The following is a 24,343-nucleotide window of genomic DNA, read 5'->3' as shown; positions in this document are numbered from 1 at the left end:
CCGGTACCGGGACAACGCCTGGGGCGGCCGCTTAGTGCCCGTCCTCCAACAGCCCCGCGTCGTAGGCCAGCAGGGCGATCTGCACCCGGTTGTCCAGGTCGAGCTTGGCGAGGATGCGGGAGACATGGGTCTTGACGGTGGCCACGCTCATGAAGAGTTCGGCGGCGACCTGGGCGTTGGCGAGTCCGCGGCCGACGGCGACGGCGACCTCGCGCTCGCGGTCGTTGAGCACGGCGAGCCGTTCACGCGCGCGTGCGTTCCGGGCGTCGGCGGCGGTGCCGGCCGCGGTGCCTGCCGCGTGCCGCATCAACTGGCGTGTGACGGCGGGCGACAGGACCGGGTCGCCCGCCGCGACCCGGCGCACGGCGGCCACGATCTCGGCCGGCGGGGTGTCCTTGAGGACGAAACCGGCGGCGCCGGCGCGCAGGGCGTGCAGCACCTGCTCGTCGGCGTGGAAGGTGGTGAGCACCACGACCTGCGGTGCGTCGGCCCGTGCGCGCAGCCGCCGGGTGGCGGTGAGTCCGTCCACCGACGGCATGCGGATGTCCATCAGGACGACGTCCGGCCGGGTGCGCTCCACGAGGGCCTCGGCCTGCGCGCCGTCGGCAGCCTCCCCGACGATCTCGATGTCCTCCGCCCCGCCCATCATCAGAGCCAGCCCGGCCCGCACGAGGGGGTCGTCGTCGACGAGGAGAAGTCTGATCGGCGTGGCAGTCATGGGGCTACGAAATCACGGGCGGACGGACAACGGCGGGGCGATCGCCGGACACCGATGTCCCGACGAGGCTCATGCGGGCCCCACCGGGGTGGATGCGGGCCCCACCGGGGTGGATGCGGGTTCCACCGGGGTGGATGCGGGTTCCGCGTCCCCGGCAGGGCGCATGCCGGTTCCGAGTCCCGGGCAAGGTGCAACCGGGCTCCGGACAGGCCGGATGCCGGTTCCGCGTCCCCGGCAGGGCATATCCAGGCCCCGGACGGGGAGCATGCCGGTTCCAGGTCCCGGGCGAGGTGCACCCGGGCTCCGGACAGGCGGGCTGCCGTTCCCGGCGCCCGGCAGCCCGCACCCCGGCCCCGGACAGCGCGAACGCCCGCTCCAGGACCCCGAGCAAGGCACCACCAGGCCCCAGACAGGCAGAAGGCCGGCACCCAGTGCCCGGCAACCCGCACCCCGTCCCCGGACGCGCCCGCAACCCGGCCCCGGCCGCGCGAATGCCCGCTCCAGGCCCCGGCAGGGCGCCACCGGGCTCCAGACAGGCCAGACGCCGTTCCGCGTCCCCGACAGCCCGTAACCCAGCCCCAGACAGTGCGGATGCCCGCTCCAGGCCCCCGAACAAGGCGCCTCCAGGCCCCAGACAGGCCGGCTGCCGGCTCAAGGTCCGGGCAGGGCCCAAGAGGGCTCCGGGCTCCGGGCTCCGGGCTCCGGGGAGGGCCGACGCGGGTTGCCGGCGGGGGCCTCATGCCGCCTCCGCCCACGGCAGCCACGCCCGTACCTCGAAGCCGCCGGCGGCCGTGGTGCCGTGTTCCAGGCGTCCGCCCGTCAGGGTCGCGCGTTCCGTGAGGCCGATCAGACCCTGGCCGGAGCCGGGGACCGGTGGGACCTCGGAGGGCGGGGCCGGGTTGCCGACGGTGAGCGTCAGGCCGTCGCCGGGGGTACCGGTGAGGCGGACCGTGACCTCGGTGCCGGGGGCGTGCTTGCGGGCGTTGGTCAGGGCCTCCTGGGCGATGCGGTAGGCGGTGCGGCCGACGGAGGCGGGGACGGCGGCCGGGTCGGCGACACGGTGGTCGAGGGAGACGTTCATGCCCGCCTCCCGGCACTCGGCGACCAGGGCGTCCAGCGCCGCGAGCGTGGGCTGCGGCCGGCCGCCCGCCGCGTCGTCGGACTCGCCGGCCCGGAGCACGCCGATGATCTCCCGCAGGTCCTGAAGGGCCTCATGGGCGCTCTCCCGGATGACCCCGGCAGCCCGCGCGATCTCCTCGCGGGGCGCGTCCGGCCGGAACTCCAGGGCACCCGCGTGCACGCTGAGCAGGGTGAGCCGGTGGGCGAGGACGTCGTGCATCTCGCGGGCGATGGCCTCGCGGGCCAGGCGCTGGGCCTGCTCGGCGCGCAGCCGTGCCTCGGTCTCCGCCCGGTGGGCCCGGTCCCTGAGGCTCAGCATCAGCATCCGTTTGGAGCGGACGAACATGCCCCAGCCGGTGATCGACACGGTGAGCAGCGCGGTGAACGCGACGACGGCGGCGTAGGGCAGGTCGGGGTCGGGCCGCAGCCAGTACAGGAGCGGGACCAGCGCGAGGTCGACGCCGCCGATCCAGGCCACGTACCGGAAGGGCCGGTGCACGGCGAGCGTGAACAGGGCGACCATCGCCGCACCGCCCGAGGTGTTGGAGAGCAGGCCGAGCGGGACCATCGCGGCGGCGAGCCCGACCGGCCACCGGCGCCGCAGCCAGACCGCCGCGCAGGCCAGGGCCCCGAGCGCCTGGTCGAGGACGGCGAGGGAGTGCGGCAGGCCGGGCTCGTCGGGCACGGACTGTGCGGCCGCCAGGCCGAGGACGACGGCCAGCACGAAGCAGGTGAAGTCGACGACCCAGTCGCGCGCGGTGCGCCGTGGCCGGCGGCCGGAGGCGCGGGCGTCCGGGTCCAGCTCGTGGATGAGGGCGGAGGGGAACAGCCACCGGCGGCCCGCGAACGCCTGCGGCGTCCGGGCCGGCTCGTCAATACTCACGGTCGGCAAATCTACGCACGGCCGGTCCCCGTGGCCGTCGCGCGCACGGGATCGCCGACCAAAGTCGCACCACCGTGGACTTTCGATGGCGCGGGGCCGCGGCGGAGCAGCCTTAAGGCGGTGAGGGAGCCGTCCCTCGGCCGATGTGTGCGGGCAAGCCGCGGGGCGAGAGTCGTGGCATGAAACAGCTGCTGGAACTTCTCGGATTCCTCGCCCTGGTGCAGGGCGCGCTGGGCCTGGTGCACGAGTTCACGCACTGGCACGTGGGACTCGTGCAGCGGCTCGGCTTCCTCGACGGCTACGAGGTCTACGCGAGCGTCGCCCTGGTGGTGCTCGCGTTCGCGCTGTTCGCCGCCGCGGAGAGCCAGGGGGCCGGCTGAGTGCGCGGGCCGCCGCGCCGCTGCCGGTGGTGCGCCGGTGAACGGCGTGTGCAGGTGTCATGGAGCCATCGGCCGGTCAGGTTAACGTCCTGAAAAATCATCGGACTTGACGGCGGAAACCGCGAAGTTGTCATTGACATGCCACGCTCTACGCGCGTCACCATGAGGGCATGCGAATCCCCCACAGCGCCGCTCGGATCGGCGCCGCAGCCACGATCCTGTCCGCCCTCCTCGTGGGTGGCACCGTCTCCGCCACCACGGCGAACGCCGCGGTCGGCAGCATCTGCCACAGCGCCCTGCCCTCCCAGGCGTACGACACGCTCGACCTGATCGAGCAGGGCGGCCCCTTCCCGTACTCGCAGGACGGCACCGTCTTCTCGAACCGCGAAGGCGTCCTGCCCAGCCAGACGTCCGGCTACTACCACGAGTACACCGTGATCACGCCGGGCTCCCCCACGCGCGGCGCACGCCGCATCGTCACCGGCGAGAAGACCGAGGAGGACTACTACACGTCCGACCACTACGCGACGTTCAAGCTCATCGACTTCGACTGCTGAGGTCGGCCGGTCCGCCGTACGACCGGCACCGTCCGGTCGGCACAGAGCCCCTCGCCCCGTTCCCCCCACGGCCGTCGTCGGCCGCGGGGCGAGGCCCCCGACCCGCAGGACGTGCGGCCTACGCCTCTTCGGGGAGGTCGAACGATCCGTACTCGGGGCTGCCCGCGAGGTCGTAGGTCTGGATGGAGACGCCCGAGCCGGTGACGCGGCCGGCCCGGTGCGTGAAGCGGGTGGGGACCGCGCCGTCCGCGAAGAGGCGGCGGCCGGCGCCGAGGACGACCGGGAAGGTCAGCAGGTGCAGGGTGTCGACGAGCCGCAGGTCCAGCAGGGAGCGGACCAGCGCGCCGCTGCCGTGGACCTGCAGTTCACCGTCCGTGCGCTCCTTGAGGGCCGCGACCTCCTTGGCGAGATCGCCGCTGACGACCGTGGTGCCCTGCCACGCGGGCTCCCGGAGCGTGGCGGAGACGACGTACTTCGGGAGTGCGTTCAGCTTGGACGCGACCGGGTCGGCCGGGTCGGTCACCTTCGGCCAGTAGGAGGCGAAGATCTCGTACGTACGGCGGCCGAGCAGGAAGCCGCCGACGCCGCCGAAGACCTCGGTGACGAACCGGCCGAAGTCGTCGTCGCCGTACGGATGGCTCCAGCCGCCCTGGGTGAAGCCGCCGCTGGGGTCTTCCCGGGGGCCGCCGGGCGCCTGGTGGACGCCGTCGAGGGTGATGAACACGGTGGAGACGAGCTTGCCCATGGCGGGTGCCTTCTTCCGGGTGCGGGGTCCGCTGTCACCAGCTCAGACCCCGCACGCACCCGCGACTCATCGGTTCAGCCGGAGTGGGTCGAGAACAGTCCGCCGGTCGGGCCCTGCTTGTCGCCGCCCTGGGCCTTCTTCAGGGCGTTGGCGAGGCTCTCGATGGTGAGGGACTGCAGGATCACCCGGCCGTTGCCCTCGAGGGTGGCCAGGGAGAGGCCCTCGCCGCCGAACACGGCGTTCATGATCCCCTGCCGGTTGAGGCCGCCGACGCGCTGGACGCCGTACTCGATGCCCTCCTCGAAGGCGACCACACAACCGGTGTCGACCTCGATGCGGCCGCCGAAGTCGGCCGGGTTCAGGTCGATGAAGTTGCCCGCGCCGGCGATGATCACCGTGCCCTGCCCGGTGAACTTCTCCAGGACGAAACCCTCGCCTCCGCTCATGCCCGTGCGGCCGCCCTGAAAGGCGATGCCGAAGTCGACGGTGGACTCGGCGGCCACGAAGGCGTCCTTCTCCGCGAACCACGCGCGCGTGCCGTCCAGCTCCAGGGCGCGCATCTCGCCGGGGAGCACGCCCGCGAAGCCGACCGTGCCCTCGCCGCCCTGGGCGGTGAAGTACTGGAAGGCCAGCGACTCGCCCGCGAGCATGCGCTGGCCGACCTGCATGGCGGTGCCCATGGCCTGGCGCAGCATGCCGCCCATGCCGCCGCCCGAGCCGTTCTGCGGCTGCCCGCCGTTGCCGTTGCCCGACGGGCCGGACAGCCGCGTCTCCATGGTCACGTTCGTGGTCTTGAACAGGAACTTCCCGGCCTCGCAGTACACGGTCTGGCCGGGGTACAGGTTGACGACCGCCATCTGCATGGCGTTGCCGACGATCTCTTGCTTAAGGGTCACGAGGAGAAGAACGCGGCAGACGGACGGAAGAGTTCCGGGTCGTGGGAACGGGGTCCGCGCGAGTGACACGCGGGGCGCCCCGGTGCTGTCCGGCCGGGGCGCCCCGCGCGCGTGGGGGGACGGGTCAGCCGCCCAGTTCCTGGTGGCGGGCGGCGAGCCGGGTCGCGCCCTCCTCGGTCAGGGAGCCGAACAGGCGCAGCCGGGAGATGCCGCCGTCGGGGAAGATGTCGACACGCGCGTGCGTGCCGACGGCCGGCCGCGGCAGGACGAAGCGGTGGTTGGTGTCGGGCTGGAGGCGGGTGCGCGGCAGGATCTCGGCCCAGTCGCCGTCCTCCCCGTCCTTCACGGAGACCGAGGCCCAGCCGGCGCTGTTGCCCTTCAGGTAGGCGGTGTCGATCTCGATCGCGCGGATCTGGGACCCGGACACCAGCCGGTAGCGGATCCAGTCGTTGCCCTGGTCGCGGCGGCGGCGGGTCTCCCAGCCGTCGTCCATCTTGCGGGAGCGGCCCGGCTGGATGGTGTTGGTGGCCGGGGAGTAGAAGAGGTTGGAGGCGTCCTCGACCTGGCCGCCGTTCTCCAGGGCGACCACGTCGAAGGTGCCGAGCACCTCCAGCCACTTCGGGTCGGGGACGACCTCGCCGTACACGCGCAGACGGGCTATGCCGCCGTCGGGGTGCTGGTTGACGCGCAGGTGCGTGAAGCGCTGCTCGACGGTGACGTCGAAGCCGTTCGCCGCGTGGCCGCCGACCGGGGTGCGCGGGACGAGGGTCGTCCACTTCACGTCGTCGCCCAGCAGTTCTTCCGTGGAGGGGGAGCCGGGTACGGAGGCGCCCTCGACCGAGACGGCCTGCGGGTAGTTGCCGCGGAAGTGGGCGGTGTCGACGACGATCCCGCGGATCACGCCGGGCGCGCCGAGGCGGACCAGTGCCCAGTCATGGTCCTCGGCGGTCGGCCAGGGGTGCTCGGCGGAGGCGCCGCGCCGACGGCGGGTCTCCCAGCCGTCCATGATCTTGCCCTTGTGCCCGAAGTGCTCGGGGTCGAACTCGGCCGGCTCGGGGACCAGCAGGTTCTCGCGCTGGGCGAAGAACTCGTCGTTGGCGGCGACGACGCCGGCGCCGAGCTGCCGGTCGGCGAGGTTGGCGTACTGGGTGAAGGGGAAGTCGGCGGTGCGGTAGTCAGCGTACGGGTCGCCGCCTCCGTAGGGGTTCGCGTCGCCGGTGAAGCTGGCCCTACTTGCTTGATGCTGCGCCGTCACGGTGATCAGGGGTTCCTTTCGGGAAGTCGGCGGGTGCGGGTGCGTGGGGGTGGCTCACTGGGGGCGGCTGAGCAGCGCGCCCTTCGGCTCGGTGAACTCGCCGTCGGCGACGATGCGCTCGCCGCGCAGCCAGGTGGACTTCACGACGCCGTACAGGGTCTTTCCGGCGTACGCGGTGACCCGGTTGCGGTGCTGGAGGCCGGCCGGGTCGACGGTGAAGGTCTCGTCGGGAGCGAGGACGGCGAAGTCGGCGTCGCGGCCGGCCTCGATGGCGCCCTTCTGTGCCAGGCCGACCAGGGCGGCGGTCCGCGTGGACATCCAGCGGACGACGTCCTCCAGGCCGTGGCCGCGCTCGCGGGCCTCGGTCCACATCGCCGACAGGCTCAGCTGGAGGCCGGAGATGCCGCCCCACGCGGTGGCGAAGTCGGCGGTCTTGAGGTCGGCGGTGGAGGGCGAGTGGTCGGTGACCACGCAGTCGATGGTGCCGTCGGCGAGGGCCTCCCAGAGCAGGTCCTGGTTGGCGGCCTCGCGGATGGGCGGGCAGCACTTGAACTCGCTGGCGCCGTCCGGGACCTCCTCGGCCGTGAGGGTGAGGTAGTGCGGGCAGGTCTCCACCGTGACGCGGACGCCCTCGGCGCGGGCGGCGCGGATCAGCGGCAGCGCGTCGCTGGAGGACAGGTGCAGCACGTGCACGCGCGCGTTCAGCCGCCGGGCCTGCGCGATGAGGGCGGCGATGGCGGTGTCCTCGGCGTCGCGCGGGCGGGAGGCGAGGAAGTCGGCGTACCGGGGGCCGCCGTGCTGCGGGGCGGCGGCCAGGTGGTGCGGGTCCTCCGCGTGCACGATCAGCAGCCCGTCGAACCCGGCGATCTCCGCCAGGGACTGGGCGAGCCGGTCCTGGTCGAGGTGCGGGAACTCGTCCACGCCGGACGGGGACAGGAAGGCCTTGAAGCCGAAGACACCGGCGTCGTGCAGCGGGCGCAGGTCCTTGACGTTGTCGGGCAGGGCGCCGCCCCAGAAGCCGACGTCGATGTGCGCCTTGTCGGCGGCGACCTCGCGCTTCACCCGCAGGTGATCCACGGTCGTGGTCGGCGGCAGCGAGTTGAGCGGCATGTCGACCAGGGTGGTGATGCCGCCGGCCGCCGCCGCGCGGGTGGCGGTCCAGAAGCCCTCCCACTCGGTGCGGCCCGGGTCGTTGACGTGCACGTGGGTGTCGACCAGGCCGGGCAGCAGGACGTGGTCGCCTACGTCCTCCAGCCGGGCCGTGGCCGGGATCTCGGCGTCGTACGGCAGAACAGCCGTGATCTTCCCGGCGGACACGACGACCGTGGCGGCCCGCGTCCCTTCCGGAGTGATGACGCGCGTCGAGCGCAGCACCAGTTCAGCGTCGGACACCCGAACCCCTCTCTGTACCGCCGTTTTACGTCCGCGAAACGGGATTTACACCCACGTAACGGAATTCAACGTTCTGTTGAAGGAGTCTTCACTCCCACTTCTCCGCCGTCAAGGGGCACACTTCCGGACAGCAGGACACCCGCCCCCACTCTGGACGTTTCCACAACGCGGAATTAGAATTCCAGCAGGCAGAACGTAGCTACGCACAAGCGGGGAGTCAACCGGCTGCCGGGTAGGCTTCTGCCCTCCGCCAGCCCCGAAAGGAACGCGCCGTGCCGACGTCCAGCGCCAGCACCACCGACTCCGCCAAGTCCTCCAACGGAGGCGGGGTCCAGTCCCTGGAGCGCGCCTTCGACCTGCTCGAGCGCATGGCGGACGCGGGCGGCGAGGTCGGCCTGAGCGAGCTGTCCGCGACCAGCGGGCTGCCGCTGCCCACCATCCACCGGCTGATGCGCACGCTGGTCGCCTGCGGGTACGTCCGTCAGCAGCCGAACCGGCGGTACGCGCTCGGTCCGCGGCTGATCCGGCTCGGCGAGTCCGCTTCCCGGCTGCTCGGCACCTGGGCGCGGCCGTACCTGGCCCGGCTCGTGGAGGAGACCGGCGAGACCGCGAACATGGCGCTGCTGGACGGCGACGAGATCGTGTACGTGGCACAGGTGCCGTCCAAGCACTCCATGCGGATGTTCACCGAGGTGGGCCGGCGGGTGCTGCCCCACTCGACCGGAGTGGGCAAGGCCCTGCTGGCCGGGGTGCCGGACGACGAGGTGCGGGCACTGCTGACCCGAACCGGGATGCCCGCGGCCACGGAGAAGACGATCACCACGCCGGAGGGCTTCCTGGCGGCGCTGGAGGACGTACGGCAGGCGGGGTACGCCGTCGACGACAACGAGCAGGAGATCGGCGTGCGCTGCCTCGCGGTGTCCGTGCCGGACTCCCCGACGGCGGCCGCGATCTCCATCTCGGGGCCGGCGGGCCGCGTCACGGAGGCGGCGACGGAGAAGATCGTGCCGGTGCTGCAGCAGGTCGCCCTGGAACTGTCCCAGGCGCTGGCCAGTTCGGGCGCCTGAGGAGAGGGGACCGCCGAAGGAGCGGCGGCCGCGGGCCCGCGGTCGCCTTTCGCGCGGTTCCCCGCGCCCCGGAGCCGGCCCACCCGCTCGAGTCGCACGGTTCGCCGGAGCCCCGACTCGACCCGGTCCTTCCCGTCGCGCAGCTCTCCCCCCTGGACAGGCGCGCTCAGCCCCGCGACGGCTCCCCGAACAGGTCCACCGCCTGCCGGACCCCCGAAAGACCCTGCGCCAGCGCGCTGACCGAGCCGATCGCGCCCGCGATCAGTAACAGGGAGCGGCGCAGACGGGGGGTCTCGGGGAGACCGCCCGCCGCCATCGCCGCGAGGGCCGCCAGTTCGTCCTCGGCTATGGCCCGGTCGGGGAACTCCGCCGGGAGCGTGGCGAGTTCGCGGCGCAGCCGGGACACGGCGGTCCGCAGTTCCGTCACCCTCGGGTCCTCGTCGCTGCCGGTCACCGGCCTCTGCCCCAAGCTCCGCAACACAGCCCTCCCCCTGACACGCCGTCGTGCGCGGGTCAGTAAACGCCACCCCGTGCGGGAGCGCCACAGCGCGGACCGAAATTCAGCCCATCGGAATCGGCACCGGAAATCCGGGCGCTTCCGCCGTCGTCGGGTATGCAGGACCCATGACGCACAACCAGGATCATCGGGAGGATGTCGCCGGGCTGCTGCTCGCCGCCGGCGGGGGCCGGCGGCTCGGCGGGCGGCCCAAGGCGCTGCTGGAGCACCGCGGGCGGCCCCTGGTCGAACACGCGGTCGGCGTGCTGCGCGCGGCCGGCTGCCGGCGGATCCACGTCGTGGTGGGCGCCCGGGCGGACGAGGTGAGAGACCGCGCCGAGCTGGGCGGCTGCGTGCTCGTGGACAACCCGGAGTGGGCCGAGGGAATGGGTTCGTCCCTGCGTGCGGGGCTGGCGTCGCTCGCCGGTACGGGCGTGCGCGCGGCCCTGGTGAGTCTCGTGGACCAGCCCGGCATCGGGCCCGCGGCGGTGACCCGGGTGCTCGGCGCGTACGAGGGCGAGAATTCGCTGGTCTCGGCCGCCTACGACGGGACGCGCGGGCATCCGGTGCTCTTCGGCGCGGCCCACTGGGCGGGCATCGAGGCGACTGCCACCGGAGACCGCGGGGCACGCGCCTACCTGAAGGAGCACGCGGCGGCGATCCGGCTCGTGGAGTGCGCGGACGTGGCCGAGCCGTACGACATCGACACCGAGGCCGACCTGAGCCACCTTGAGTGAACGGGGTGGCACTGGGCGCCACCTTGCCTCGACTCAGAGAATCTCGACATCAACAAACCATTGAAGTTCCACGATGAGGAAACTACTATCCACTGTTCAGAAGCGCCTGCCCGCACAGTCGGCGCTGATTGCCCTATTCGTGCCACTTGGCACCCGGTGCCACCGCTGAAGGAAGTGACAGCTCATGTCCGCACCAGCGCCGTCCCCGCTGGCCATCGTCGACGCCGAGCCCCTGCCCCGGCAGGAAGAGGTCCTCACGGACGCGGCGCTCGCCTTCGTGGCGGAGCTGCACCGGCGGTTCACCCCGCGCCGTGACGAGCTCCTCGCCCGCCGGGCCGCACGACGCGCCGAGATCGCCCGCACCTCCACGCTCGACTTCCTCCCCGAGACGGCCGCCATCCGTGCGGACGACTCCTGGAAGGTCGCCCCGGCCCCGGCCGCGCTGAACGACCGGCGCGTCGAGATCACCGGCCCGACCGACCGCAAGATGACCATCAACGCGCTCAACTCGGGCGCCCGGGTCTGGCTCGCCGACTTCGAGGACGCCTCCGCGCCCACCTGGGAGAACGTGATCCTCGGCCAGGCCAACCTGATCGACGCCTACACGCGGAACATCGACTTCACGGACGAGCGCACCGGCAAGTCCTACGCCCTGCGCCCGGCCGAGGAGCTGGCGACCGTCGTCATGCGCCCGCGCGGCTGGCACCTGAACGAGCGCCACCTCGTGGACGCCGACGGCCGCCAGGTGCCCGGCGCCCTCGTCGACTTCGGCCTGTACTTCTTCCACAACGCCAAGCGCCTGCTGGACCTCGGCAAGGGCCCGTACTTCTACCTGCCGAAGACCGAGTCGCACCTCGAGGCCCGGCTGTGGAACGACGTGTTCGTCTTCGCGCAGGAGCACGTCGGCATCCCGCAGGGCACGGTCCGCGCCACCGTGCTGATCGAGACGATCACGGCCGCGTACGAGATGGAGGAGATCCTCTACGAACTCCGCGACCACGCCTCGGGCCTGAACGCCGGCCGCTGGGACTACCTGTTCTCCATCGTGAAGAACTTCCGCGACGGCGGGGCGAGGTTCGTCCTCCCCGACCGCAACGCGGTGACGATGACCGCCCCGTTCATGCGGGCGTACACCGAACTCCTCGTGCGCACCTGCCACAAGCGCGGCGCGCACGCCATCGGCGGCATGGCGGCCTTCATCCCGTCCCGCAAGGACGCCGAGGTCAACAAGGTGGCCTTCGAGAAGGTCCGCGCCGACAAGGACCGGGAGGCGGGCGACGGTTTCGACGGCTCCTGGGTCGCCCACCCCGACCTGGTCCCGATCGCCATGGAGTCCTTCGACAAGGTCCTCGGTGACAAGCCCAACCAGAAGGACCGGCTGCGCGAGGACGTGCACGTCGAGGCCGCCGACCTGATCGCGATCGACTCGCTGGACGCCAGGCCGACGTACAACGGTCTCGTCAACGCCGTCCAGGTCGGCATCCGGTACATCGAGGCCTGGCTGCGCGGGCTCGGCGCGGTCGCCATCTTCAACCTGATGGAGGACGCGGCCACCGCCGAGATCTCCCGCTCCCAGATCTGGCAGTGGATCAACGCGGGCGTCGAGTTCGAGAACGGCGACAGGGCCACGCCCGAGCTGGCCCGCAAGGTCGCCGCCGAGGAACTCGACGGCATCCGCAAGGAGATCGGCGAGGAGGCCTTCGCGGCCGGGCACTGGCAGGAGGCGCACGACCTGCTGCTGAAGGTGTCCCTCGACGAGGACTACGCCGACTTCCTCACCCTGCCGGCGTACGAGCAGCTGGCCGGCTGACGCCTACTCCGAGCGTTCCGAGTGGCCCAGGGGCTTGCCCGGGGCCACTCGGTCGCGTACGAGGCGCTTGACCGCCGTGGGCTCCGGGAAGCCCTGCTCACGGCGGTCCCACACCACCTCGTCGTTCACCCGGACGACGAAGACGCCGCCGGTTCCGGGCTTCAGAGCCAGCTCGGTCAGCTCGGCCTCGAAGGTGGTGAGCAGCTCCTGCGCCAGCCAGGCCGCGCGGGGCAGCCAGCGGCACTGGGTGCAGTACTCGATCTGGACCCGCTGCCCATCTGTCATGTCAGGTGCACCGACCAATCCTGTTCCGCCGCCGGCTTGCCGTGCAGGTCGGGGACCCGTTTCAGCCAGGCCGGGCGGCCCGCTTGCGTCTTCGCCGCGCGGGCGGCCTCTTCGACCGCGAGTTCCTCGCGGGTCGGGAAGTCGGTGGGCAGCCACTCGGGCGAGAGCCGGACACGGGCCAGGAGGTAGGCGACGTAGGCGTCCCGGACGTCGTCGGGGGTGGCGAACCCGGCGTCCTCGGCGAGCCAGGCGTCCGGCACCTCGGCGACGATCCCGCGCAGCAGCTCCTCCGTCACCCGGGGCGCCAGTTCGGCGTCGGCGGCCCGTACGTCGGGGCCGTAGTGGCCGAGGGCGTGGTGCCGGAAGTCGTACTTCTTGCCGGGGGTCGTGGTGTCCCAGCGGTGGTGGAAGACGAGGGCGGCGCCGTGGTCGATGAGCCACAGGCGCGGGGGCGCGGTACCCAGCGTGGGCCAGACCATCAGGTTGGAGCTGTGCACCGTGCGGTCCACGTTGACGGTCAGCGCGTCCAGCCAGACGATCCGGCCGGCCTCCAGCGGGTCCACCTCGAAGAACCTCGCGATGTCCGGGGTGAAGTCCCGCGCCCCCGGCAGGTAGTCCATGCCGAGGTTCACGCCGGCGCTCGCGGCGTGCAGCTCCCGTACCTCCTGGTGCGGCTCGCCGGCGGCGACGGCCGGATCGAAGTGGACCAGGACCAGCTCGGGGAAGCGCAGGCCGAGCGCACGGGCGAGTTCCCCGACGATCACCTCCGCGACCAGCGCCTTGTGCCCCTGTGCCGAACCGGTGAACTTCACGACGTACGTGCCGAGGTCGTCGGCCTCGACGACTCCGGGGACGGAGCCGCCGGACCGCAGCGGGGTCACGTATCGAACAGCAGTCACGTCGCGCAGCACACCCGCCAGCCTAGAACACGGTCACCCGCCGGCCAGCGGGTTGGGCAGGGGCAGGTAGCGGGCCGCCGCTCCGTCCGCGCCGGTCCAGCGCAGCAGCAGGTTGGTCTTGCCGGGCAGGGTGGGCGAAGCGAGCAGGGCGGGGATCTCGGGCAGGTCGTGCCGGGCCAGTTCGCGACGGGCGGCGGGCCAGGGGTCGAAGCCGGGACGGTGTTCGGCGAGGGCGGCGGCGATCTCGCCGAGGTGGTTGACGACCAGGCAGTACACCAGCCGCTCCCAGCCGGCGGCCCGGGAGACCTCCGGCAGCAGTTTGGCGCCCTCGGCGTCCCGGAACAGCGCCTGTACGGGCGTTCCGGCCGCGTCCACGGCGACCAGGGTGTTCTGCAGGTGGGCCTCCAGCACGACCCCGTGGTCGCCGAAGGCGGTCAGGGCGGGCGGGACGACCTGGCGCAGGTAGGCCTCCCACCAGGCCGCCGGATCGGCCGCGGCGGCGAGCGGGCTGCCGTCGAAGCCCTCGGCGAGGCCCGCGGCGAGCAGCGGGGTGGCGCCCGGCAGCAGGTGGCCGCGCAGACCGTCCCGGACGAGGACGGCCAGCTCCTCGAAGGCGAAGGCGGCGGTGCGGTAGCCGCGGTCGCTGAGCCAGGCCGCGGGCGGGCCCATCGCCGCGAAGGCGTGCTCGGCGGCGAGGTCGGTGCGGCGCAGCCGGCGCAGGTCGTGGCGCCACAGGCGGCGGACGTCGTTCGTGATGCGCACGTCCAGGCTGAACTTCAGGAACAGATCGCGCCGGGGCTCGTACACCGTACGCACCGCCGCCGTCGGCCAGATGTCGAAGGCGGTCGTGCCGAGCCGGAGCAGGCGGCCGTCGGCGAAGGCCGGGGCGAGGTCGCGGCCGACGAGGGCGAGCTGCCAGGGGTGGGCGGGCAGCAACCGGTAGCCGGGCGGGGCGGTGCCGAGGGCGTCCAGGGCACGGGTGTCGCCCTCCTCGGCCACCTGGTCCTCGCGGACCCCGAGCAGCACCAGCGGGAAGCGGGCATGGGCCTCGGGGGCGTAGGGCAGCCAGGACGCGACGGGACCGCCGCCGCGCGCCTTGGGGGCCGGGTGATACGGGTGGCCGGTGAGCAGGGACTGCTCGGAGCGCAGGTACGGGTCCGCGGGGGCCGCCGCCCGCTCGCGGGCGGTGAGCAGGGCGGCGACGGCCTCCCGGCTGTCGATCATCTCGGCGGGCAGGTCGCCGCCCGGCAGCCCGGTGTGCCGGCGCAGCTCGTCGGCGACCAGTTTGACCAGTTCGGTGTGGCCGACGGGGTGCCAGGCCCCGGCGGTGTGCACCTCGGGGCCGGCGGGCCGGCGGCCGCCGCGCACCCGCAGGAGCCGGCCGCTGCCGGGCAGCCGGTAGACCGGCCGTTCCCCGTCGTGGCCGGGGAGTTGCCGGGCCACCTCCCGCAGCAGGCAGTTGAGCAGGGGGGCGGCCGCGTACGCGTCGGCGCGCCGGCCGACGGTGTCGGTGGGGGGGTTGAGGTCCACGCGATCCATTCGTTCTTCGTGCTGGGCCCGATCCCGCTCAGTATGTCTGTCGTCCCCGACCATATGTCTGTCGTCCCTGACCATCGTGCCGTGGTGCCCGTACCCGAGGAGCCGACCGTGTCCCACTCCCCCACCGCCGACGACGGGCTGGCCGCGGAGCTGGCCGCCGTGCGGCCCGGCCTGCTGCCCCGGTACCGGGCCGAGCTGCCGGGCGCCCGCGCGGCCGTGCTGACCCGCCTGTGGCGGGCGCTCGCGCACGAGCCCCTGCCATGGGTCGCCGACCGGGGCGAGGGGGCCCACGGCCTCGCCCTGCGGCTGGCCGACGGCAGGACGCTGCACGGGCCGCACGCGGATCCCTACGCGACCGGCGCTTACGTCACGGCCGTGTATCTGGGCCAGGAGCGCTACGACGACCCGGCGCGGCTGATGGCCGGCCTCGCGGTGCCGCACGCGTCGTCCTTCGCCGCCGAACTGGCCGACAGCACCGCCTCGTTGGCACTGTCCCGGGCGGGCGCCGATCACCCGAAGGAGTGGCCGGTGGGGGTCCCCCCGGCCGAAGGCCGGGGGGAAGACTGGGAATGGGAGCAGCGGGTGGTGGACGGCCATCCGTTCCACCCGAACTGCCGCGCGCGTCCCGGATTCTCGGCCGCGGACCAGCTGGCGTACGGGCCGGAGCACCGGCCGTCGGTGGAGCTGGGGACGGTGCCGGTGCCGGCGGCGGAGTGCCTGGTGTCGGGGGACTGGCCGGCGGAACTGCGGGACGGCGGCCGGCTGCTGCTGCCGGTGCATCCCTGGCAGGCGGCCCATGTGCTGAAGCGGTCGTGCGCCCCCTGGCGGTCGGCGCACCCGCTGATGTCCCTGCGCACCCTGGCCCTGCCCGGCGGCCCGCATGTGAAGACCGCGCTGAGCGCCCGGCTGACGTCCTCGGTGCGGGACATCTCTTCGTACTCCGTCGAGGCGTCCGCGGCGCTGACGTCCCTCGCGACGGAGCTGGCGGCGCGCACCGACGGGCTGCTGCACGTCACCCGCACCCTGGGCGCGGCCACCGCCGGCTCCCCCGACCTGGCCGCACTGCTGCGGGAGTCGCCGCAGACGTACGCGGCACCGGGCGAACAGGTCCTGCCGGTGGCCGCGCTGGCCACCACCGGCCTCCCCGGCTCCGCCGTCTGGCTGGCCGGCTTCGCCCGCCTGGCGCTGACCGTGGGCCTGCGCCTGCTGGACCTGGGGGTGGCCCTGGAGGCCCACGGGCAGAACCTCCTGGTGATCCTGTCGGCCGACGGCACCCCGCTGCGTCTCGTCTACCGCGACCTCGCCGACATCCGCATCAGCCCCGCCCGCCTGGCCCGCCACGGCATCACCCCGCCCGCGCTGACCGGACGCCTGATCACCGACGACGAAACCGCCCTGCGGCGCAAGCTGTTCGGCTCCCTGGTGGCGGGCGCGCTGGCGGGCACGGCGGGCTCGGGCCCTGCCCTGGCCGCGGCCCTGGAGGCGGCCCTGCCCGATCTGCCCCGCTCCCCGGACCTGGCGGTCCTGCGCGAAGGTCCGCTGCCGGTCAAGGCGTTGACGCTGATGCGGCTCACACCCGGCCACGGCGGTGACCTCTGGACGACCCTGCCCCACCCCCGCTCGGCCCCGTTCCCGGTACCGAGCTGACGTCATGTCATCCCGCCTCGCGCGACCTGCCGTTTTGAAGCGGAGTACATCTGATCAATAGGATCCGGCGATGATCAGAAGACAACGGCTGGCGGCGGGAGTCTGTGCCCTCCTCGCCGCCCTGACGGCCGGGATCGCGTTCCCCGCCGGAGCGGCCGCCGACGAGACCGAGCAGGCCGCTCCCAAGGTCGAACTCGTGCTGGACGTCAGTGGTTCCATGCGCACCCGGGACATCGACGGCGGCACCCGGATGGCCGCGGCGAAGCAGGCCTTCAACGAGGTGCTGGACGCGACCCCGGAAGAGGTCCGACTCGGCATCCGCACCCTGGGCGCCAACTACCGCGGCGACGACCGCAAGGAGGGCTGCAAGGACACGGAGCAGCTCTACCCGGTCGGCCCGCTGAACCGGACCGAGGCGAAGACGGCGGTGGCCACGCTGGCGCCGACCGGCTGGACGCCGATCGGACCCGCCCTGCTGAAGGCGGCGGACGACCTGAACGGCGGTGCCGGCACCCGCCGGATCGTGCTGATCAGCGACGGCGAGGACACCTGCCAGCCGCTCGACCCGTGCGAAGTGGCGCGGGAGATAGCGGCCAAGGGCATCGGGCTGACCATCGACACCCTCGGCCTGGTGCCGGACGCCAAGACCCGCGACCAGCTCAGCTGCATCGCGGACGCGACCGGCGGTACCTACACCTCCGTGCAGCACAAGGAGGAACTGAGCGACCGGGTGGGGCAGCTGGTCGACCGGGCTGCCGATCCGGTGGTCACGCCGGTGGCGGCCGAGGGCGCGGACCGGTGCGAGAAGGCGCCGGCGCTCAAGTCCGGCCTGTACACCGACCGTGTGGAGTTCGGGCAGCAGCGCTGGTACAAGGTGGAGGTCGACCCCGGCCAGGAGCTGCGCGCCTCCGTGAGCGTGGCGGACGACCGGGCCGTCGACCCGGACTACGGGGTGCTGCTGCGGGCGGTCACCTCGCACGGTCGGGAGATCGTGCGCGGTGAGGCGGCGGGCAACGGCCGTACGGATGTGATCTCCACCGGGCTGCGGTATCCGAAGCCGGACAGCGATGACGACACGGCGCCCACGGAGACCGTGTGCCTGCAGGTCACCCAGGCGTTCTCGGCGGCCGCGGGCGTGAAGACCACGCCGGGTCTGCCGCTGGAGCTGACCGTCGACGTCGTGGACGGGCCGTCGGGACACCACGACGTGGCCGCCTTCGGTCTCGGCCGCGGCTGGTGGCTGCTGGGCGCCCTGGTGCTGGTCGGCTTCGTGGCGGGTCTGCTGTGGGGCTGGCTGTCGCGCTGGCGGCTCGCGGTCTGGAGGACGAACTGATGCGCATCACACGAACGCTGGGCGCCGCGCTGCTGGCGCTGGGGCTGGCCGCCGGGCCGGCCGCCGCCGACTCCTCGCCCTCCCCGAGCGCCTCCGACGACGGCAGGGCGCCCACCCGGGCGGGCACCTCCTTCCGCACGGCCACGGAGATCGAGCAGGGCCAGCAGGCCACCGCGTCGGGCTCCACGGGCGACTACCTGTACTGGTCGTTCCCGGCGGACACCGGGCAGCGTCCCACCGTCAAGGCGACGGTGAAGCTCCCTGACACGCACGGCTCGCAGACCTGGCAGCTCGACGTGTACGACGGGCTGCGGCGCCGCCAGGCCTGCCAGTACGGTGCCCAGACCCGCACCGCCGCACAGGGCTCCTCCTCGGTGGAGCTGGCCTGTGTGCTGCGCACGGTGCGCGGCTGGTCGGAGCCGTGGGCCGACGACCCGCTGCCGGGCACGTACTACATCCGGCTGACCGTGGTGGGCCTCGGCGCCTCCGACCTCGGCCAGCCGGTGAGCGCCGAGGTCCGCGTCGACTCCAAGGACATCGGCGGCGCGGCGGCGGTGGACGGCTCGCTGGGCAAGCCGCTCGTCCCCGGGATCGCCGTCAAGTCCGAAAAGGACGAGGACGGTTCGAAGCCGGCCGTGCTGTCCAGCTTCGGCTCGGACGACGGCTGGTCCTCCGGCTGGTGGTCCGACCGCTGGGTGTGGACGGCGATCGGCGGCGTCCTGGCCGCGCTCGCCGGTATCGGCGGGTACGCGCTGACGCGGGGAGCGGGGCGGCCGCCCCGTGTGCCACCGAACGTGTGAGCCGACGTCGACGAAGGCCCGCCCACCGGCGGGCCTTCCCCTTTTCGCCCGGTGCCCGGTGAGCGGTCATGCCTGTCTCAGTGCTTCGGCGAGTGTGCCGTCGCCGGTGACCGTCACCCGTCCGGCCCGCACCGCGTCCCGCAGGTCCAGCTCCCCCCGGGCGACGGCTTCGCAGGTCGCCGCGTCCATCGCGAGCCGTGCCTCCGCCTCGCCGGGCGCGGGCCCGTCGCCGTACACCGGCCCGCTCCCGGCGCCGGTCCGCAGGTGGAACTCCCCTTCGTCCAGCCGCACCTCGACCACGCCCTCCCCCTCCAGGGCCCGCAGCAGCGGCAGCGCGAACCAGTGCGCCCGCACCGCGTCGGTCGGCCGCCGCTCCCCCAGTTCCCCCTCGCCCCATGTCCCCAGCGCCTGCAGCACGGGCAGCAACTCCTGTCCGCGTGCCGTGAGTTCGTACACGTACGCCGCGCCGGGCGGAGGCAGCCTCCGTCGGGTGGCGAGTCCGTCGCGTTCCATGTCCTTCAGCCGGGAGGCGAGTACGTCCGTGCTCACGCCGGGCAGGTCCGCGTGCAGGTCCGTGTAGCGGCGGGGACCGGCGAGCAACTCCCGGACGATCAGCAGGGTCCAGCGGTCGCCGACCAGGTCGAGGGCGCGGGCGGCGGAGCAGTACTGGTCGTAGCTTCGGCGAGGTGACATGCGACGCAGTCTAGACGCGTTGTTGGACTTTCCAAGCTCTAACTTGGTAAAACCAAGCAACACCAGATGGCGGAGGGGAAGCGGCGCATGGAATTCCGGCAGTCGAACAAGCTCAGCGAGGTCTGTTACGAGATCCGCGGCCCGGTGATCGAGCACGCCAACGCGCTGGAAGAGGCGGGGCACAGCGTGCTGCGCCTGAACACCGGCAATCCCGCGGCCTTCGGTTTCGAGGCGCCGGACGAGATCCTCCAGGACATGATCCGGATGCTGCCGCAGGCCCACGGCTACACGGACTCGCGCGGCGTCCTCTCCGCCCGCCGGGCCGTCGCCCAGCGCTACCAGAACCTGGGCCTCGAAGTCGACGTCGACGACGTCTTCCTGGGCAACGGTGTCTCGGAGCTGGTCTCCATGGCCGTACAGGCCCTCGTCGAGGACGGCGACGAGATCCTCATCCCCGCACCGGACTTCCCCCTCTGGACGGCCGTGACCACGCTGGCGGGCGGCAAGGCGGTCCACTACCTGTGCGACGAACAGGCCGACTGGAACCCGGACCTGGCCGACATGGCCTCGAAGATCACGGACCGGACGAAGGCCGTGGTCATCATCAACCCCAACAACCCGACGGGCGCGGTGTACCCGAAGGAGGTCGTCGAGGGCATCCTGGACCTCGCCCGCCGGCACGGCCTGATGGTGTTCGCCGACGAGATCTACGACCAGATCCTGTACGACGACGCCGTCCACCACTCGGCCGCCGCGCTCGCCCCGGACCTGGTGGTCCTCACCTTCTGCGGCCTGTCGAAGACGTACCGGGTGGCGGGCTTCCGCTCCGGGTGGCTGGTCGTGACGGGCCCCAGGCAGCACGCGAAGGACTACCTGGAGGGCCTGACCATGCTGGCCTCCATGCGCCTGTGCGCCAACGCGCCCGCCCAGTACGCCATCCAGGCCGCGCTCGGCGGCCGCCAGTCGGTCCGTGAACTCACCGTGCCCGGCGGACGGTTGTACGAGCAGCGGAACGTGGCGTGGGAGAAGCTCAACGAGATCCCCGGGGTGTCCTGCGTGAAGCCCAAGGGCGCGCTGTACGCCTTCCCGCGCATCGATCCCAAGGTCCACGCGATCCACGACGACGAGAAGTTCGTCCTCGACCTCCTGCTGCGGGAGAAGATCCAGGTCGTCCAGGGCACCGGCTTCAACTGGCCCTCCCCCGACCACTTCCGGATCCTCACCCTGCCGCACGCCGACGACCTGGAGGCGGCGATCGGCCGGATCGGACGGTTCCTCGGCGGATACCGGCAGTAGTGGCCCGTTTCGCGCGTCTGTGCGAAGATCACCCCCCATGACCGGGGGAACCGTCGCGGAGGACGGCCGGCACGAGCCGCCGGTGCACGCCTGACCAGCGTCGCACCGCACCGCCGTTCCCTCCGGTCCGGTTCCATCGATCAGGGGGAGCACCATTGTTCTCGTACGGAAGACGCCTGTTCGCGTACGGCGGCGGGCGCCGGGCGGCCGTCGCCGCCGTGTGCGCGGCGGCGCTCGGGGTCTCGGCCCCAGCGGCCCGGGCCGACGCGCCCGCGCCACCTCCGGCCGCACCGGCCGACTCGTCCGCACCGTCTTTGGCCTCCGCCGGGCAGGAGGCCCGGGACGCGGCACGGTTCTGGACCGCCGAGCGGATGGCGGACGCCCAGCCGCTGGACGCGCTGCGCCGCACGCCGTCCGAACCGGTGCGGCCGGGCAGCGCGGCGGCACGCCGGCCCCAGGGCACGATGTTCAAGGGGACCCGGCTGGTCGGGACGTTCTTCGGCTCCGACGGGCCGAGCGGCACCACCTGGCACTGCACCGGCAGCGTGCTCGACACCCCGGCGCGCAACATCGTCCTCACCGCCGCCCACTGCGCGCTGAACATGAGGAGCGACTACCTCTTCGTGCCGCGGTTCGTGAAGGGCGCGGGCCCCGACCAGCAGCCGTACGGCGTCTTCCACATCCAGCGGGTGTTCACCGACCCGCGCTACACGCCCGACCGGGGCTCGGCGACCACCAAGAAGGCCTCGTCCGATCTGGACACCGCGTTCGCCCGGGTCTCGGCCAACCAGCACGGCACGTCCCTCCAGGACGCCGTGGGCGGTGGACTGACCTTCACCCGGCCCTCCGGCTACACCCACCAGAAGGTCACCGTCGTCGGATACCCCGCGCACCGGCACAACGGCGCCGGACGCGCCGTCAAGTGCACCGTGCCGACGAAGCAACTGCGCGGCTACCGGCAGATGTCGATGACGTGCGGCGGCTACTACGGCGGTGTGTCCGGCAGCCCGTGGATCACCGACTACAAGGACGACGCGCGCTCCGGCCACGTCATCGGCAACCTCGGCGGCTACAACGGCGGCGGCAACGACGCCGACGTCGACTACATCAGCTACGCCCCCGCGTTCGGCGCGGACGCCGCCGACCTCCTCGGCTACGCCGTGGCCGACCGGACCCCGCCCGCCGACCTGCCGCCGTACCAGGGCCTGGGAGAGAAGCTGGCGGGCGGCGCGACCCGCTGGCGCAAGGCCGCCCTCCTGACCTCCGGCGACTACACCGGCGACCGGCGCGGCGACCTGCTCGTGGTCTGGTCCGACGGCGGGGTCACCCTCCATCCCGGCGACGGCGAGGGTGGTTTCCGCGCCGAGAAGCGGGTGCGGAAGGCCAACTCCACCTGGACGCACGTCCGGACCGTCACCGCCGGGAACTTCACCGGCACCGGTCGCTCCGGCCTGCTGGTGCGCTGGTCCGACGGCGAGGTCTCCCTGTACCCGGACCTCGACGCCTCCGGCCTGGGCCGGGAGATCCGGATGGCACGCCCCCGCTCCGGCTGGAAGAACGCCGTACAGTTCACGGCCGGTCAGTTCCACGGCACCAAGGGCGCCACCGACCTGCTGACCCGCTGGTCCGACGGGCATGTGACCGTGCACACCGGGGTCGGCGCCGGCACCTTCGGCACCGTCAAGCAGCTCCGCGCGGCGAACGGCACCTGGACCAGGGCCGCCCTGCTGACCGGCGGGAACTTCGGCCGCACGGCCCGCTGGGACGTTCTCGTGCGCTGGGCGGACGGCGCGCTCGACACCTACGCGGGCACCTCTGCCACCAAGCTCGGCACCAAGGTGCGGATGCGCGGCCCGAACGGCCTGTGGGAGCACGCCCAGGTCATGACGGCCGGCGACCTCACCGCCGACCACGTGGCCGACGACCTGATCGTCCGCTGGTCCGACGGGGAGACCACCTTGTACGCCGACACGCGCACCAGGGCCCTCGGCACCGAGCACACGCTGGTCCACCCCGGCACCTGACCGACCGCACATCTTCCAGGGGGAACGATGCGAGCGACGACTCGACTGGCCGGCGGCCTCGCCGCACTCACGGCCGGCCTGGCCCTGACGGCCTGCGGCACCACCACCACCGCCGAATCCGACGCGGCCGTACCGCCGTGCCGGACCACTTCGCTGAAGTGGACGCTGACCGTGCTCGACGGCACGGACAAGGACGGGGAGCGGCCCAACGCGCGGCTGACCGCCGTCAACAAGGGCCCGGGCACCTGCGTGTTCGACGGTTATCCGGGCGTGGAGATCCACAACGGGAAGGCGGAGACCATCGACGGTGCCGGCGCGGGGCACCCCGCGTCCCTCTCCGTGCCCGGGAAGGCGGGCGTGACCGTGGACCTCCGGTACACGCCCCGCGGCGCGAAGGGCGCGGGTGCGTACTGCGTACGGCAGAGCGAGGCGGTGCTCTGGGCCCCGCGCGACTCCGACCGTACGGTCGTCCCCGTCGTGGACGCGCACCGCAGGACCACGGCGATCGACGCGTGCGGGGAGACCATGACCCTGCGGCCTCCGCGGCCGACGCCGGACGCTTCCTGAGGACTTCGCGGCGCCGCCGGGGAATGACGGGCGGATCCGTCCTGTCGGTGGACCCCGAGGTGATCACGGGACAGGGGGAAAACGCATACCGATCGACGTACACGGCACGGTGGCCGAGGGATTCGAGGGCGTTCGCGAGGAGTTCGCGGCGGTCCTCGCCGAGGAGCGGGACGATCCGGGCGCGCAGTGGGTGGTGTCCCGGCACGGGCTGCGCGTGGTGGACCTGTGGGGCGGCGACGGCATCGACGGGGACTCCCTGACGACCCTGTACTCCATCGCCAAGGGTGCGTCGGCGACGCGGAACAGGCCTTCACGGTCGAGGAGCTGACGGACGACCGGCTCATCGCCGCCCGGCTGGCCGGCCGCAAGCCGCTGTGGGAGCCGGGGAGCGGGTACGGCTACCACGCCTTCGTCATCGGTGCGCTCACCGGCGAGGTGGTGCGCCGGGTGACCGGCCGGACGCTCCAGGAGGTGTACGAGGAGCGTGTCCGGGCGCCCCACGGGCTCGACCACCACCTGGGCCTGCCGGCCGGGGCGGAGGCGCGCTGGGTGGAGGTCCAGCCGCTGGTACCGACGCCCGAGGAGGCCGCACGGCTGAAGGAGCGGGCGGCCGCGCCGGACAGCGTCCGGGGCATCGCCTTCAACGCGCACGGGGCCGAGCCGACCGACCTCGTGGCCTTCGGCAACCACCCCCGGGTACGGGCCCTCGGTCCCGCGTCCTCGGGCGGGGTGGGCAACGCGCGCGGGGTCGCCGGCCTGTACGCGGCCGCCGTCAGCACGGTGGACGGCAGGCCGCCCCTGCTCACCCCGGAGACGGCCGCGCTCTTCGGCGGGCTGTGCACGCCCGGCGGCCCGGACCTGGTCACCGGTTCCACGGACCACTTCGCGCTCGGCTTCGAGCACCTCGCCGGGATCTATCCGTTCCTCGGCGAGGGCACCTTCGGGCACAGCGGGGCGACCGGCTCGCTGGGCTTCGCGGACCCGGAGACCCAGATCGCCTACGGCTGCACCCGGCGCCGGTTCGCCTTCCCCTCCGGGGTGGGCGCCGCCGTGGAGAACGGCCGCCTGGCGCGGTCCGTCCTGCGGGCGGCGGACGCCCTGTGACCTCGCTCAGACGAGGAGGTCCTTGTAGTAGAAGCTGGCCTTCTTGTCGGTCTGGCTGAGGGATTCCTCGGATCCGAGGCCGATGTGGAGGCGGGCGACGG

General features: G+C 72.9%; 24 protein-coding genes. 13 read left to right on the top strand and 11 right to left on the bottom strand.

All coding sequences use genetic code 11. The features are described 5' to 3' along the window. Positions 1-31: 31 nt before the first annotated feature. Both ACZ5CW_RS16265 and ACZ5CW_RS16260 read right to left on the bottom strand, forming a co-directional pair. Positions 32-718: a response regulator transcription factor gene (locus tag ACZ5CW_RS16265; protein ID WP_468601655.1), complete on the bottom strand. Its 687-nt coding sequence runs from the start codon at positions 716-718 to the stop codon at positions 32-34. Between the two features lie 736 nt (positions 719-1,454). Next, complete coding sequence (locus ACZ5CW_RS16260; protein WP_468601653.1) at positions 1,455-2,729, bottom strand: sensor histidine kinase; 1,275 nt, start codon at positions 2,727-2,729, stop codon at positions 1,455-1,457. Between the two features lie 170 nt (positions 2,730-2,899). Here ACZ5CW_RS16260 and ACZ5CW_RS16255 point away from each other — a divergent pair, with 170 nt between their 5' ends. Further along, complete coding sequence (locus tag ACZ5CW_RS16255) at positions 2,900-3,100, top strand: hypothetical protein (protein ID WP_468601651.1); 201 nt, start codon at positions 2,900-2,902, stop codon at positions 3,098-3,100. Positions 3,101-3,270: 170 nt separating this feature from the next. Further along, the gene (locus ACZ5CW_RS16250) at positions 3,271-3,657 is read left to right on the top strand and encodes a guanyl-specific ribonuclease (protein ID WP_468601649.1); all 387 of its coding nucleotides are present in this window, start codon (positions 3,271-3,273) and stop codon (positions 3,655-3,657) included. Between the two features lie 118 nt (positions 3,658-3,775). On the opposite strand, the gene ACZ5CW_RS16245 is transcribed toward ACZ5CW_RS16250, so the two are convergent. From ACZ5CW_RS16245 to allB, 4 genes are all read right to left on the bottom strand, one after another. Next, positions 3,776-4,402 (bottom strand): dihydrofolate reductase family protein, encoded by a 627-nt coding sequence (locus ACZ5CW_RS16245; protein WP_468601647.1) that lies wholly within the window; start codon positions 4,400-4,402, stop codon positions 3,776-3,778. 74 nt (positions 4,403-4,476) lie between these two features. After that, the gene (locus tag ACZ5CW_RS16240) at positions 4,477-5,298 is read right to left on the bottom strand and encodes an AIM24 family protein (protein ID WP_468601645.1); all 822 of its coding nucleotides are present in this window, start codon (positions 5,296-5,298) and stop codon (positions 4,477-4,479) included. Between the two features lie 124 nt (positions 5,299-5,422). Continuing rightward, positions 5,423-6,553: an allantoicase gene (gene alc / locus ACZ5CW_RS16235; RefSeq protein WP_468601643.1), complete on the bottom strand. Its 1,131-nt coding sequence runs from the start codon at positions 6,551-6,553 to the stop codon at positions 5,423-5,425. Positions 6,554-6,607: 54 nt separating this feature from the next. Next, entirely contained in the window at positions 6,608-7,945 is a 1,338-nt protein-coding gene (allB, locus tag ACZ5CW_RS16230) for an allantoinase AllB (protein WP_468601641.1), read from the bottom strand. A 272-nt stretch (positions 7,946-8,217) separates the two neighbouring features. On the opposite strand from allB, the gene ACZ5CW_RS16225 reads away from it, so the two are divergent. After that, positions 8,218-9,012 carry an IclR family transcriptional regulator gene (locus ACZ5CW_RS16225; protein ID WP_468601639.1) on the top strand — a complete coding sequence of 265 codons (795 nt, stop codon included), beginning with the start codon at positions 8,218-8,220 and terminating at the stop codon, positions 9,010-9,012. Positions 9,013-9,178: 166 nt separating this feature from the next. On the opposite strand, the gene ACZ5CW_RS16220 is transcribed toward ACZ5CW_RS16225, so the two are convergent. After that, positions 9,179-9,493: a DUF5955 family protein gene (locus tag ACZ5CW_RS16220; protein ID WP_468601637.1), complete on the bottom strand. Its 315-nt coding sequence runs from the start codon at positions 9,491-9,493 to the stop codon at positions 9,179-9,181. Positions 9,494-9,636: 143 nt separating this feature from the next. Here ACZ5CW_RS16220 and ACZ5CW_RS16215 point away from each other — a divergent pair, with 143 nt between their 5' ends. Together ACZ5CW_RS16215 and aceB are read left to right on the top strand one after the other, a co-directional pair. After that, positions 9,637-10,245, top strand: a complete 609-nt coding sequence (locus ACZ5CW_RS16215; RefSeq protein ID WP_468601635.1) for a nucleotidyltransferase family protein — start codon at positions 9,637-9,639, stop codon at positions 10,243-10,245. Positions 10,246-10,429: 184 nt separating this feature from the next. After that, positions 10,430-12,055 (top strand): malate synthase A, encoded by a 1,626-nt coding sequence (aceB, locus tag ACZ5CW_RS16210; RefSeq protein WP_468601633.1) that lies wholly within the window; start codon positions 10,430-10,432, stop codon positions 12,053-12,055. Positions 12,056-12,058: 3 nt separating this feature from the next. On the opposite strand, the gene ACZ5CW_RS16205 is transcribed toward aceB, so the two are convergent. The 3 genes from ACZ5CW_RS16205 to ACZ5CW_RS16195 are packed head-to-tail and all read right to left on the bottom strand — an operon-like array spanning position 12,059 to position 14,778. Beyond that, complete coding sequence (locus ACZ5CW_RS16205; RefSeq protein ID WP_468601631.1) at positions 12,059-12,340, bottom strand: Rdx family protein; 282 nt, start codon at positions 12,338-12,340, stop codon at positions 12,059-12,061. After that, positions 12,337-13,251: a HipA family kinase gene (locus ACZ5CW_RS16200; RefSeq protein WP_468601629.1), complete on the bottom strand. Its 915-nt coding sequence runs from the start codon at positions 13,249-13,251 to the stop codon at positions 12,337-12,339. The genes ACZ5CW_RS16205 and ACZ5CW_RS16200 overlap by 4 nt, the downstream gene beginning before the upstream one ends. 21 nt (positions 13,252-13,272) lie before the next feature. After that, positions 13,273-14,778 carry an IucA/IucC family protein gene (locus tag ACZ5CW_RS16195; RefSeq protein WP_468601627.1) on the bottom strand — a complete coding sequence of 502 codons (1,506 nt, stop codon included), beginning with the start codon at positions 14,776-14,778 and terminating at the stop codon, positions 13,273-13,275. A gap of 108 nt (positions 14,779-14,886) precedes the next feature. On the opposite strand from ACZ5CW_RS16195, the gene ACZ5CW_RS16190 reads away from it, so the two are divergent. The 3 genes from ACZ5CW_RS16190 to ACZ5CW_RS16180 all read left to right on the top strand — a co-directional run bounded on the left by ACZ5CW_RS16190 (position 14,887) and on the right by ACZ5CW_RS16180 (position 18,558). Next, the gene (locus tag ACZ5CW_RS16190) at positions 14,887-16,425 is read left to right on the top strand and encodes an IucA/IucC family protein (RefSeq protein ID WP_468601625.1); all 1,539 of its coding nucleotides are present in this window, start codon (positions 14,887-14,889) and stop codon (positions 16,423-16,425) included. 70 nt (positions 16,426-16,495) lie between these two features. Next, positions 16,496-17,758 carry a VWA domain-containing protein gene (locus ACZ5CW_RS16185; RefSeq protein WP_468601623.1) on the top strand — a complete coding sequence of 421 codons (1,263 nt, stop codon included), beginning with the start codon at positions 16,496-16,498 and terminating at the stop codon, positions 17,756-17,758. After that, a complete protein-coding gene (locus tag ACZ5CW_RS16180) occupies positions 17,758-18,558 on the top strand; it encodes a hypothetical protein (RefSeq protein ID WP_468601621.1) in 801 nt (266 codons plus the stop codon). The genes ACZ5CW_RS16185 and ACZ5CW_RS16180 overlap by 1 nt, the downstream gene beginning before the upstream one ends. A 66-nt stretch (positions 18,559-18,624) precedes the next feature. Here the strand turns inward: ACZ5CW_RS16180 and ACZ5CW_RS16175 are convergent, their stop codons facing one another. Continuing rightward, positions 18,625-19,251, bottom strand: a complete 627-nt coding sequence (locus ACZ5CW_RS16175) for a winged helix-turn-helix transcriptional regulator (RefSeq protein WP_468601619.1) — start codon at positions 19,249-19,251, stop codon at positions 18,625-18,627. 87 nt (positions 19,252-19,338) lie between these two features. Here ACZ5CW_RS16175 and ACZ5CW_RS16170 point away from each other — a divergent pair, with 87 nt between their 5' ends. The 5 genes from ACZ5CW_RS16170 to ACZ5CW_RS16150 all read left to right on the top strand — a co-directional run bounded on the left by ACZ5CW_RS16170 (position 19,339) and on the right by ACZ5CW_RS16150 (position 24,242). Continuing rightward, on the top strand, positions 19,339-20,547 hold the full coding sequence (locus tag ACZ5CW_RS16170; RefSeq protein ID WP_468601617.1) for a pyridoxal phosphate-dependent aminotransferase: 1,209 nt from the start codon (positions 19,339-19,341) through the stop codon (positions 20,545-20,547). Between the two features lie 155 nt (positions 20,548-20,702). Then, the gene (locus ACZ5CW_RS16165) at positions 20,703-22,571 is read left to right on the top strand and encodes a trypsin-like serine peptidase (protein WP_468601615.1); all 1,869 of its coding nucleotides are present in this window, start codon (positions 20,703-20,705) and stop codon (positions 22,569-22,571) included. Positions 22,572-22,598: 27 nt separating this feature from the next. Continuing rightward, a complete protein-coding gene (locus ACZ5CW_RS16160) occupies positions 22,599-23,138 on the top strand; it encodes a DUF4232 domain-containing protein (RefSeq protein WP_468601613.1) in 540 nt (179 codons plus the stop codon). A gap of 109 nt (positions 23,139-23,247) precedes the next feature. Then, positions 23,248-23,466, top strand: coding sequence for a hypothetical protein (locus tag ACZ5CW_RS16155; protein WP_468601611.1), 219 nt, complete (start codon positions 23,248-23,250; stop codon positions 23,464-23,466). Next, positions 23,364-24,242 (top strand): serine hydrolase, encoded by an 879-nt coding sequence (locus tag ACZ5CW_RS16150; RefSeq protein ID WP_468601609.1) that lies wholly within the window; start codon positions 23,364-23,366, stop codon positions 24,240-24,242. The genes ACZ5CW_RS16155 and ACZ5CW_RS16150 overlap by 103 nt, the downstream gene beginning before the upstream one ends. The last annotated feature ends 101 nt before the right edge of the window (positions 24,243-24,343 follow it).

The organism is Streptomyces sp. NPDC031379, from assembly GCF_055569615.1.
This window is presented reverse-complemented; position numbering and strand designations above follow the sequence as displayed.

Excerpts from the sequence above, each read along its gene's own strand:
- ACZ5CW_RS16265 (WP_468601655.1), bottom strand. The coding sequence starts at position 718 with ATGACTGCCACGCCGATCAGACTTCTCCTCGTCGACGACGACCCCCTC.
- ACZ5CW_RS16255 (WP_468601651.1), top strand. The coding sequence starts at position 2,900 with ATGAAACAGCTGCTGGAACTTCTCGGATTCCTCGCCCTGGTGCAGGGC.
- ACZ5CW_RS16250 (WP_468601649.1), top strand. The coding sequence starts at position 3,271 with ATGCGAATCCCCCACAGCGCCGCTCGGATCGGCGCCGCAGCCACGATC.
- ACZ5CW_RS16245 (WP_468601647.1), bottom strand. The coding sequence starts at position 4,402 with ATGGGCAAGCTCGTCTCCACCGTGTTCATCACCCTCGACGGCGTCCAC.
- ACZ5CW_RS16215 (WP_468601635.1), top strand. The coding sequence starts at position 9,637 with ATGACGCACAACCAGGATCATCGGGAGGATGTCGCCGGGCTGCTGCTC.
- aceB (WP_468601633.1), top strand. The coding sequence starts at position 10,430 with ATGTCCGCACCAGCGCCGTCCCCGCTGGCCATCGTCGACGCCGAGCCC.
- ACZ5CW_RS16205 (WP_468601631.1), bottom strand. The coding sequence starts at position 12,340 with ATGACAGATGGGCAGCGGGTCCAGATCGAGTACTGCACCCAGTGCCGC.
- ACZ5CW_RS16195 (WP_468601627.1), bottom strand. The coding sequence starts at position 14,778 with ATGGATCGCGTGGACCTCAACCCCCCCACCGACACCGTCGGCCGGCGC.
- ACZ5CW_RS16185 (WP_468601623.1), top strand. The coding sequence starts at position 16,496 with ATGATCAGAAGACAACGGCTGGCGGCGGGAGTCTGTGCCCTCCTCGCC.
- ACZ5CW_RS16180 (WP_468601621.1), top strand. The coding sequence starts at position 17,758 with ATGCGCATCACACGAACGCTGGGCGCCGCGCTGCTGGCGCTGGGGCTG.
- ACZ5CW_RS16175 (WP_468601619.1), bottom strand. The coding sequence starts at position 19,251 with ATGTCACCTCGCCGAAGCTACGACCAGTACTGCTCCGCCGCCCGCGCC.
- ACZ5CW_RS16170 (WP_468601617.1), top strand. The coding sequence starts at position 19,339 with ATGGAATTCCGGCAGTCGAACAAGCTCAGCGAGGTCTGTTACGAGATC.
- ACZ5CW_RS16160 (WP_468601613.1), top strand. The coding sequence starts at position 22,599 with ATGCGAGCGACGACTCGACTGGCCGGCGGCCTCGCCGCACTCACGGCC.